The 10,183-nt window shown below is 30.2% G+C and carries 9 protein-coding genes; 2 read left to right on the top strand and 7 right to left on the bottom strand.

Annotated elements, in window-relative coordinates:
- Positions 1–40 precede the first annotated feature (40 nt).
- Complete coding sequence (locus LRB30_RS01290) at positions 41–469, top strand: iron-sulfur cluster assembly scaffold protein (RefSeq protein ID WP_231018664.1); 429 nt, start codon at positions 41–43, stop codon at positions 467–469.
- Positions 466–2,001 (top strand): YifB family Mg chelatase-like AAA ATPase, encoded by a 1,536-nt coding sequence (locus LRB30_RS01285; RefSeq protein WP_231014566.1) that lies wholly within the window; start codon positions 466–468, stop codon positions 1,999–2,001. The genes LRB30_RS01290 and LRB30_RS01285 overlap by 4 nt, the downstream gene beginning before the upstream one ends.
- Positions 2,002–2,030: 29 nt before the next feature.
- Here LRB30_RS01285 and LRB30_RS01280 read toward each other — a convergent pair whose 3' ends face one another.
- From LRB30_RS01280 to LRB30_RS01250, 7 genes are all read right to left on the bottom strand, one after another.
- Positions 2,031–2,981, bottom strand: coding sequence for an L-lactate dehydrogenase (locus LRB30_RS01280; protein ID WP_231014565.1), 951 nt, complete (start codon positions 2,979–2,981; stop codon positions 2,031–2,033).
- Positions 2,982–3,101: 120 nt separating this feature from the next.
- The gene (lepA, locus tag LRB30_RS01275; RefSeq protein ID WP_231014568.1) at positions 3,102–4,907 is read right to left on the bottom strand and encodes a translation elongation factor 4; all 1,806 of its coding nucleotides are present in this window, start codon (positions 4,905–4,907) and stop codon (positions 3,102–3,104) included.
- A 23-nt stretch (positions 4,908–4,930) separates the two neighbouring features.
- Positions 4,931–5,911: a hypothetical protein gene (locus LRB30_RS01270; RefSeq protein WP_231014564.1), complete on the bottom strand. Its 981-nt coding sequence runs from the start codon at positions 5,909–5,911 to the stop codon at positions 4,931–4,933.
- 71 nt (positions 5,912–5,982) lie between these two features.
- Complete coding sequence (locus tag LRB30_RS01265; RefSeq protein WP_002556692.1) at positions 5,983–6,417, bottom strand: ATP synthase subunit K; 435 nt, start codon at positions 6,415–6,417, stop codon at positions 5,983–5,985.
- 17 nt (positions 6,418–6,434) lie between these two features.
- Entirely contained in the window at positions 6,435–8,264 is a 1,830-nt protein-coding gene (locus LRB30_RS01260; RefSeq protein ID WP_231018663.1) for a V-type ATP synthase subunit I, read from the bottom strand.
- Positions 8,261–8,869, bottom strand: a complete 609-nt coding sequence (locus LRB30_RS01255) for a V-type ATP synthase subunit D (protein WP_231014562.1) — start codon at positions 8,867–8,869, stop codon at positions 8,261–8,263. Before LRB30_RS01255 ends, LRB30_RS01260 begins: the two co-directional genes overlap by 4 nt.
- The gene (locus tag LRB30_RS01250; RefSeq protein WP_231018662.1) at positions 8,862–10,175 is read right to left on the bottom strand and encodes a V-type ATP synthase subunit B; all 1,314 of its coding nucleotides are present in this window, start codon (positions 10,173–10,175) and stop codon (positions 8,862–8,864) included. Before LRB30_RS01250 ends, LRB30_RS01255 begins: the two co-directional genes overlap by 8 nt.
- Between the last annotated feature and the right edge of the window lie 8 nt (positions 10,176–10,183).

Below are 10,183 nucleotides of genomic sequence, written 5' to 3'. Positions count from 1 at the left end.
TATAATTGATTTAATAAATCAAAGAAAATAAAATTAAATTATGCTCACTGAAAAAACTAAAAAAGAATTATTAAGACTTAGCAAGGTAAATGATTACACAATAAATAAAATAGAAACAAACCAAAATTTCAAACATCAATCCAAATGTGGAGATCAAATTTTGTTCCAAATAATAAGAACAAATAATGGAAAATTTAATTTAAAACATCATGCATCTGGATGTATGATTTTACTTGCAAGCGCCAACGCTTTAAATAAATTGTGCAATAACAAAGCAAAGTCTGAAATTCTAAATTTAGTGCAAAAAGTGTTAAGCGGTAATTTTGCAAATCTAGATGAAATTGACGTAAGTCTAAAAATTTTTGACGTATTTACAAATACAAATAGAAAAGACTGTTTTTTACTGCCATACAAATCATTAAAAGATAGTTTGGAAAATTACAAGCCTTCAAGGAGAGCTATTAGATGAAAATCTATTCACACTCATCAGTCGGATATGAAGGAGAACTAATTGAGATTGAAATAGATATTAAAAAAGGAATTTCTGGAATTGATATCGTAGGACTTGCTGGGAGTGAAATTAAAGAATCAAGAGAAAGGGTAAAATCGGCTATCAAAAATTCAAATTTTCATTTTCCTAAAGATAGAATATTAATAAATCTTGCACCGGCTGGAATTAAAAAGCTTGGAACAGCTTTTGACCTTTCGATTGCTATTAGTATTATTAAAGTCCAAGAAAGCAAAGATAATAAAAATTTGGAAATCTTAATATTGGGAGAATTACAATTAGATGGCAAAATAAGATCAATAAAAGCAGTTTTACCAGCCATTGCACTTGCTAAAGAAAAGGAAATAAAATTTGCAATAGTTCCCTTTGAGAATTTAGAAGAAGCTAGGCTAATAGATGGCTTGAATATTTGGGGTGTTAAAAATTTAAAAGAAACTATAAAAATATTAGAACAATTAAACGACAATATGCTCCCCCCAAGAACAAATACTAAACTCCAATCAAAAATTGAAGAAGATTATATTATAGATTATGACTTTAAAAACATAAAAGGACAACAAAGAGCAAAAAGAGCAATTGAAATAGCAATTGCTGGTGGACATAACATCATGTTATTTGGTCCACCTGGAAGCGGAAAAACACTTAGTATTAAATGCGCACAATCTATTCTTCCCCCACTTACAAACAAAGAACTTATAGAAACAAACAGAATATGGTCAATATCCGGGAAATTAATAGACAGAAAGATAATCAAACAAAGACCTTTTAGAAATCCCCATCATACTGCCAGCAAAGAAGGAATAATCGGAGGGGGGCCTAACCCTTTACCTGGAGAAGTGTCTCTTGCTCACAACGGAATATTATTTTTAGACGAAGCTTTAGAATTTAAAAAATCTATATTACAATCTTTGCGCGAACCCATTGAAGACAAATCAATTTCAATCTCAAGAGCAAATTCTAGAGTATTCAAATACCCAGCCAATTTCCAATTAATGCTTGCAATGAATCTTTGTCCTTGTGGAAATCTTGGTAAAAAAAATACAGATTGTTTTTGCTCACAACAAGAAATTTCAAATTATTGGAAAAAACTTGGAGCCGCAATGCTTGATAGAATTGATATTAGAGTTCCAACAAGAGCAATTAATAATGAAAATTTACTCGGCAAAACAAGCGAAAGTTCAAGTGAAATAAAAAAAAGAATAATAAAAGCAAGAAACATTCAAAATATAAGATACGAAAATTTTGCAAACATAAATAAAAATTCTGATCTTAATTCCGATTACATTGAAAAATTTTGTGAATTAAGTGCAATTTTAAAAAATGATTTGATTTACATTCTAAACAAACTCAACATATCTTCAAGAGCAACACATTCAATACTAAAAATTGCAAGAACAATCTCCGATTTAAAAGAAGAAAAAAATATTTCAAGAGAAGCCTTGCTTGAAGCAATTGAACACAGAAAAAACGGAGAAAATATGCTTGAAAAATGAAAACCCCTAAAATATTTGGGGTCTTAATACTAAAATTCTATTTTATCAATATAGCTTTTAAGCTGATTAGCAGAACTGTTAAACCTCTCAAGCTCTTTAGGGCTTATCTTAAAGTTTAAAACTTCTTTGACTCCTTCTTTGCAAACTATAGCAGGCGCTCCAATATAGATGTCTTTAATCAATCCCCCATACTGACCATTAATATAAGAAGATATTGGCAGAATAACATTCTGGTCTCCAATTATTGCATTTACAATATTCTTAATACCAAGTCCAATAGCATAATAGGTTGCTCCCTTTAACTTAATAACTTCATAAGCAGCATTTACAACCTTTTTATGAATTTCATCAAGCTCAGACTCAGTTATTTTACCTTCAGCAAGGTATTCTGATAAAGGCTTCATTGCTATTTTTGTTTCATCCCAAGTAACAAAAGAACTGTCACCATGCTCACCCATAATATATGAATGTATATTTTGAGTATTAACATTAAAACGATCACTTAAAAAATATCTGAGTCGAGAAGTATCAAGAATAGTACCAGTACCAATAACTTTGTGAATAGGAAATTTGGAATATTTCATCGTAACATAAGTCATAATGTCTACAGGATTACTTGCAACTACAAAAATACCATCAAAACCACTAGACACAACATTAGTTACAATATCTTTAAAAATTTTAGAATTTTTATCAACTAAATCAAGTCTTGTTTCACCGGGTTTTTGATTAAGTCCTGCTGTAATTACAACAATATCTGCATTAGCACAATCTTTGTAAGTACCAAACAATACATTAATATTCTTCTTTAAAAACATTTGGCCATGATTAAGGTCCATGACCTCCCCTTTTGCTTTATTTTCATTCACATCAATAATCATAAGTTCATGTACAAGCGAATTGTCTATTGTCAAAGCATAAGCAAAGCTTGAACCCACCCCACCAGCTCCAATAAGAACAACTTTATTAGACTTAAGCATAAAGTACTCCATATAAATTAAAACTCTATACAACTAATTTTAAATAAGCAACGATAAAAATATTTTATCGCATTTCCAAGGGCTTTGCCAATCACGTAGCACAAAAAATTAAAAACAAATTTAATTATCATTGGATTTTAGAACTGCAAGAAAAGCGCTTTGTGGAATTTCAACATTTCCTACCATCTTCATTCGCTTTTTACCTTCTTTCTGCTTTTCTAAAAGTTTCCTCTTACGAGTAATATCACCACCATAACACTTGGCAGTAACATCTTTTCTAACAGGAGAAATTGTCTCTCGAGCAATAACATTAGAGCCAATAGCGCCTTGAATAGCTATTCTAAATTGTTGTCTTGCTATTTCATCTTTCAACTTTTTACAAATTCCAATAGCCTTAGTTCTGGCACTGTCTTTAAAAACCAATTGAGAGAGTGCATCAATTCTATCCCCATTGACCAGTATATCTAATCTTACTAAATCTGTATATTCATAATCTAAAAGTTCATAATCAAAAGAAGCATATCCACGACTCACAGATTTAATCTTATCATAAAAATCAAAAAGGATTTCAGAAAGAGGCATTTTATAAATAAGTTCAACACGCTTAGTGTCAAGATAAATTAAGTTTGTCTGAACTCCTCTTTTTAATAAACACACACTCATAATATTCCCTAAGAATTCTTTAGGAACAATAATATTAGCCTTAATATAAGGCTCAAGAACGCTTTCAATAGATTCATTTCCAGGAAATTGCTCAGGAGTTTCAATAAAATAAGATTCTCCCTTTTTAGGAATTATTTTGTATCTAACAGAAGGAGAAGTTAATATCACATTTAAATTAAATTCACGCTCAATACGTTCTTGAATAACTTCTAAATGTAAAAGCCCAAGAAATCCACATTTAAAACCATGTCCAAGTGCAGATGATGAATCTTTCTCAAATGTTAAAGACGCATCATTAAGTTTTAATCTGTCCATTGCCTTTAAAAGATCATCATATTGATTAGCATCAACGGGATACACTGAAGAGAACACTACGGGCTTAACTTCTTTAAATCCCTCAAGAGGAGATACTGCTGAAAAATCACAAAGGGTTACTGTATCCCCAATTTTAACATCTGATATATTTTTTATTCCTGCAATAAAATATCCAACATCTCCTGCTTCTAAGCTATCTTTTCTTTCAAGTGATATTTTAAAAATTCCAATCTCTTCAATTAAATGCTCGCTATTAGTATGCATTAACCTAATCCTATCGCCCGTTTTGATTTGTCCTTCAAAAATTCTAAAGTGGACAACCACTCCTCTATAAGAATCATAATGTGAATCAAAAATTAATGCTCTTAAGGGATCCTTAATACTTCCCTTAGGAGATGGCACATACTTACAAATAGCTTCAAGCAAATCATCAATTCCTATTCCATTTTTAGCAGAAATCGAAATAGCAATTTCTTCATTTAATCCTAAATCATTTTTTATTTGCTTTTTTACAAAATCAACATTAGCATTTGGAAGGTCTATTTTATTAATAACAGGAATAATTTCTAAATCGTGCTCAAAAGCCATATAAAAATTAGAAACTGTTTGAGCTTGTATTCCCTGACTTGCATCAATTAATAAAAGAGCACCCTCACAAGATGAAATTGCCCTTGAGACTTCATAAGAAAAATCAACATGGCCTGGAGTATCTACAAAATTTAACTCATAAAAATTGCCATCATTACTTTTATAAGTAATTGTTACTGCCTGACTTTTTATTGTAATTCCTCTTTCTCGTTCAATATCCATACTGTCAAGCATTTGACTTTTAAAATCACGATCGGATATTATTTTGGCCTTTTGAATAAATCGATCGGCTAATGTAGATTTTCCATGATCAATGTGTGCAATAATGCAAAAGTTTTTCTTGCGAATACTAATACTAATCCTCCCAAACTACAAGTCAAGATTTAAAAATTAATTTTTTTCAAATATACAAAATTTTTAATTTGACTTCTTGATTTCGCAATATAAGGAGAAAATCTTGGTGCAAGATCTACTATTAATTTCCAAGTATCTATTGCTCTAAATTTATAATTGCCATTAGAATATGCATAAGTAGCAGCAGCAACATTATAAACTATTTTCCAAAAATCTGTAGATTCAAAAGCATTTTTTATTGCCTTATACTCATTAATTTTTTGAACAAAAGATCTTAAATTTTTAAACTGATACACAGGTTCATAATAACAAACATAATCATACATTCTTGTTAAAATTCCTACTGCGGCTATAAGTCCATGAGTAATTGAAAGTTCATAAGCTTTTAAACGCAAATAAACTTTTGACAATAATTGATGAGCATCAATAACATTATAGTTTTTAAATCTGTAAAGATTAAAAGTAAAATCAATACCAAAAGCTCCTCTTACTTGTTTTAAATAAGAAGTTAAATAAAATGAAACATTAAATTCATTATTTGGCACACTATTTTCGCCTTGAGAATAATCATGATAGCTATAATAATCTTTTTTAGTTGAAAACTTGTTTAATATATCATTCAAATAATCAATCGTATCAACATAATTATTCTCAAGTTCAGCCATTTTAGCTAAAGAAAAAAGTATTTTTTTTTCAAAAGATTCATCTAATAAATAATCTTTATCTTCAAAAGACTTGTAAAGGTTTAATTTTTCAAGAATAGCATTGCCAGACATGCCATAAGCTACTGACAAATAATAACTGGCCTCAGGATAAACACCTTTTCTAAGCAAAGCTTCCTGCAAATAATTAATAGCATGTGTAAGATTAGACTTACTAAATTCAGATTTAGAATAAAGAAATTGCCTGCCTTTTTCAAGTAAAATCCAATACGGAAAATTTTTATTACTTGAAGAATTCAAAGAAATAGAAAAAGGCAACGCAAAAAAAAATAAAACCACATTCCTCATAATAATAAATATATTAAATTAACTCATAAATTACGAGAAAATTTAATATTAAAAGAAATAATAAATCAAAATTAAACAAACTTAAATATCATTAAAAATACCATTACAAAAAGAGCAACAGATTCGATTAATCCTAAAACTAATAGATATGTGGCAAATCCTTTTCCGGTCTCAGAAAACGCATCGCAAGCACCCGCTGCGGCTTTACCTTGAGCAAATCCAGAAACAGCAATAGCAAACCCACCACCAATACCAGCTCCAAGCAACAACCATGGATTTGTCTGCATCATTACCTCATATAATGTGTTCATCAAAATATATCCATATATTATTTGAGTCAGCGGTGCTGAAACAAAAACGATCAATAAAAATGGCGCCGGCTTTCCTTGCATATAGCACCTCTTCCATGCTCCAATAGCAGCACTACCTGCTGCACCCATACCCAACGCAGAACCTATTGCTGAGATTGTTAAAGCTGAATTAACCCCTATTAAACCTATATCCATAAGTACTCCTTTTTTATTTATTTTTTCATTTTTCTAAAAGGCCTATAAGCATATCCAATCCATTCTTGCCCTAAATGGTTTGAAAATTCAAGCATATTAAGCCTTAATCCATGAACAATTACTGAAAGCAAAGATAGCATTATATTTAAAACATGCCCAAAAAGTATAACAATAATTCCAGCTACTATAAAACCAATATTAGAAGATTTTAACAAAGGTATTGACATAGTATTAAAACTTGCTGAAATCGAAAGTCCTGCAAGTCCAACTGCAAAAAGTCTAATATAAGATATTATATCTGCAAACCCCGACACAGTGGTTAAAAACTGCTCTATAATACCTCCAAAACTTTTAAATATACACTTGAAAAAATTTGAACCATCCTGCTTACCAAAAACAAATACAAGTGCAATGCCAAAATATATTACATTATAAACAATATTATACATGGGGAATCGAGATTGACTTAGTATTAAATTCAAAACAAGATAATAAAGTCCAACTATACACATAATCCAACCAATCTGTGCAATTGAATGAACGTGGGGTTTTTCTTTTACTTGTCTGAAAAAATTCCAAGCATGCGCTAATGAAATTTGCAAAACTCCTATTGAAAAACAGATAAAGATAATATTTTGTACACTATTTTTATCTGTCAAATAACTAACTTTAAATGAATTTAAAACGGGAAACATTTCAAGAATTAAAGGACTACCAAACCAAGTCCCAGTCATAGCCCCATAAAGTATCGATGATACACTTAGATAAAATATCAACCCATGAACTGGCGTTAAGGGTTTACCTTTAAGAAGAAAACTCAAAGTAAGTAAAATTCCTATCAAAAAAAATATCACTCCATAAGCCGCATCACCTATTATCATACCAAAAAACACAAAGAAAAATAACATAAAGATAAAACTTATATCTCTTTCTTTATACCCAGGAATTGTCTCTAAAATATTAAAAATAGGTGCAGCTAAACTGGCAATTCCTTTTCTTTTTATATAAGTTGGAATAATATCATTTTCTTCGGGATCTGCAAATTGAGCTGCAAAACCTGCTTTTAAAACTGCATTTTTAAGAGCTTCTTGACTTTCAGCTGGAATAAATCCTGTAATATACGAAAAATCTTCAAAATCAGTTTGCATATCAGCTAAAACTTGCTCAAACTCTACGATTTGATCGTAATTTTTTATCTCATCTCTTAAAATATCAATATATTTATTAAAAAGAGAAATTTGAGTCAACTTTTGATCTAAAATTTCATCAACAACCTTTAATTTATTATTAATATAATTAAGATCAAAATTAAATTTAAATTCGTCAGCAATTTCAATTTTTTGCTCAAACTCGCCAACATTCACAAAATAAGAAGTGTTTTTTACGTTTTTAATCAAAAACACATTAACATTGGGATCTTTTAATAAATTTTTATATTCACTTTTTTGGATTTTAAAAAATTGAATATAAATGTTAGATTCTTTCAATTTGTTAATATTTTCTAAAGAAAAATTTCCCCAAACAGAAATCAAATTCCTTTCATGCAATAAAGATCTTTTAATATCTTGAAATTCTTTAATTTCATTTCCCAAATTAACTATGCTTTTTGCAATATCTAAAAAATTTCCATTAGAAGATTTTAAAGCTTTAACACCCCCCCCATCCTCTTTAAGCAGAGAAAAAGCTTGTATTAAAATTCGTCTATTATCAATGCTTTTTTTTAAAGATTCTGAATTCTTATTGCAAGAATTAATATGAACTGCTCCAAAATCTCTTAAAATCTCTAAAGATTCTTTTTTATATTTTGATAAAGTTAAAAGTAAAACTTTTTTCATTTTTACAATCATAAGCTGTTCCTATTTTTTTTTATCAAACTAGATTTAGCAATTTTACCTCTTACAACAGCAGCAGTTTGCTGATCTCCAAGATATATATTAATTTTTTTTATATTAGCCTTAGCTGTTGGTATCATAACTTTCTCAAATAAATTGACTCTCTGAGATGTTACTCGAAACTCTTTTAAAAGCAAATCGATCTGTTTTTTTAAAATTTTGAGTTCTACGTCAATTTGAATCATAACTTTAAGAATCTCAATTCCCTTATCTACCCAATAAGGGGTAAAAAGTAAATCATGCTTTATTTCCTTATATTCAATAGAATCGAATATAGGGATTACAACCCCCGCAATATTTAAAGACTTTTTGACTACTGTTTTTACTTGAATCCAACTCTCAAAAGGAAACTTTTCGCTAAAAAGAGAAATCCAATTAGAAATACTCTCCTTAAGTTTTTGTTGCTCAAGATTTTTAATTTTGTAAGAATTCTCAATTTTGACAATTTCCATATAAAGCTGTTGCTTCTTAAGCTGCAAAGTAGGCAAATATCTCTTAAACATTTTGAGTTCATCTTTTTGCTTTTTAAGATCATTTTTGGTCAATTTAATTTTAGACATAATCAACAAGTCTCTTTTTAGGCCAATATTTTTCAATAAGGTCTTTTTTTATTCCCGTTTCTTTTGGGCTAAAACAACTAGCAAGAATATCCCAACCCAAATCCAAAGCCTCTTCTAAGGGAATATTAACAGACAAATCCATCATCTTACTTTCAAACATATTGCTATACTTGAGTAATTTTTCATCCCACTTAGTCATATTAAATCCCATAGCCTTTTTTTCTACAGACTCTTTTGAAGATGCATAAAGTTTGATCATTGAATCCATTATAGTCCTATGATCGTCTCTAGTTCTATTATTTACCATTTGTTTAAGTCTTGAAAGCGACCCAAAAGGTTCTATTCTGCCACCTTTTAAATAATACTGACCTTCTGTAATATAACCGGTGTTATCAGGAACAGGATGAGTAACATCATCACCCGGCATTGTTGTAACCGCAAGTATTGTAATCGATCCTGCACCTTCAAAATCAATAGCCTTCTCATAACGATATGCAAGCTGAGAATATAAATCGCCAGGATAACCTCTGTTAGAAGGGACTTGTTCCATTGTAATGGATATTTCTTTCATTGCATCAGCAAAATTTGTCATATCTGTAAGAAGTACTAAAACCTTTTTACCTTTAAGAGCAAACTTTTCAGCAACAGAAAGCGAAATATCAGGAACAGTTAAAGATTCAACAACAGAATCATTAGCGGTATGAACAAAAAATATTGCCCTACTTAAAGCGCCCCCTTTTTCCAAGGAATCTTTAAAAGTTAAATAATCATCATTCTTAAGCCCCATTCCACCAAGAATTATTAAATCAACTTCTGCTTGAAGTGCAATTCTTACAAGCAGCTCATTATAAGGCTCGCCAGAAACAGAAAAAATTGGTAATTTTTGAGATTCAACAAGGGTATTAAAAACATCTATCATTGGAAGCCCTGTCCTTATCATATTTCTGGGAACAATACGTTTTGTAGGATTTGCAGAAGGACCCCCAATTTCAATCAAACTATCATCAAGAGAAGGGCCCCCATCTCTAGGATTCCCAGAACCATCAAAAATTCTGCCTAACAAATTGTCGGAAAATGAAACCTGCATTGAATGCCCTAAAAACTTTATCTCGTCTGAGGTAGAAACACCTCTTGTACCACCATAAACCTGAAGAGAAACTTTTTCTCTATCAAGTTTAATTACTTCGGCTAGAGAACTTGTATCTTTTGCTTTCACAATAGCAAGCTCACCATACTTAATACCTTGAGCTGTAACAGTTATTACATTGCCCGCTATAGACTCTATTTTACTGTAGATTCTTTTCATATATATAT

The organism is Borreliella americana, from assembly GCF_021043605.1.
GTDB classification, from domain to species: domain Bacteria; phylum Spirochaetota; class Spirochaetia; order Borreliales; family Borreliaceae; genus Borreliella; species Borreliella americana.
The sequence above is the reverse complement of the archived record's forward strand: the minus strand, read 5'-3'. Positions and strand labels throughout refer to the sequence as shown.

Coding starts and splice junctions, on each gene's coding strand:
- LRB30_RS01270 (WP_231014564.1), bottom strand. CDS start 5,911: ATGAGGAATGTGGTTTTATTTTTTTTTGCGTTGCCTTTTTCTATTTCT.
- LRB30_RS01285 (WP_231014566.1), top strand. CDS start 466: ATGAAAATCTATTCACACTCATCAGTCGGATATGAAGGAGAACTAATT.
- LRB30_RS01250 (WP_231018662.1), bottom strand. CDS start 10,175: ATGAAAAGAATCTACAGTAAAATAGAGTCTATAGCGGGCAATGTAATA.
- LRB30_RS01260 (WP_231018663.1), bottom strand. CDS start 8,264: ATGATTGTAAAAATGAAAAAAGTTTTACTTTTAACTTTATCAAAATAT.
- LRB30_RS01265 (WP_002556692.1), bottom strand. CDS start 6,417: ATGGATATAGGTTTAATAGGGGTTAATTCAGCTTTAACAATCTCAGCA.
- LRB30_RS01255 (WP_231014562.1), bottom strand. CDS start 8,869: ATGTCTAAAATTAAATTGACCAAAAATGATCTTAAAAAGCAAAAAGAT.
- LRB30_RS01280 (WP_231014565.1), bottom strand. CDS start 2,981: ATGCTTAAGTCTAATAAAGTTGTTCTTATTGGAGCTGGTGGGGTGGGT.
- LRB30_RS01290 (WP_231018664.1), top strand. CDS start 41: ATGCTCACTGAAAAAACTAAAAAAGAATTATTAAGACTTAGCAAGGTA.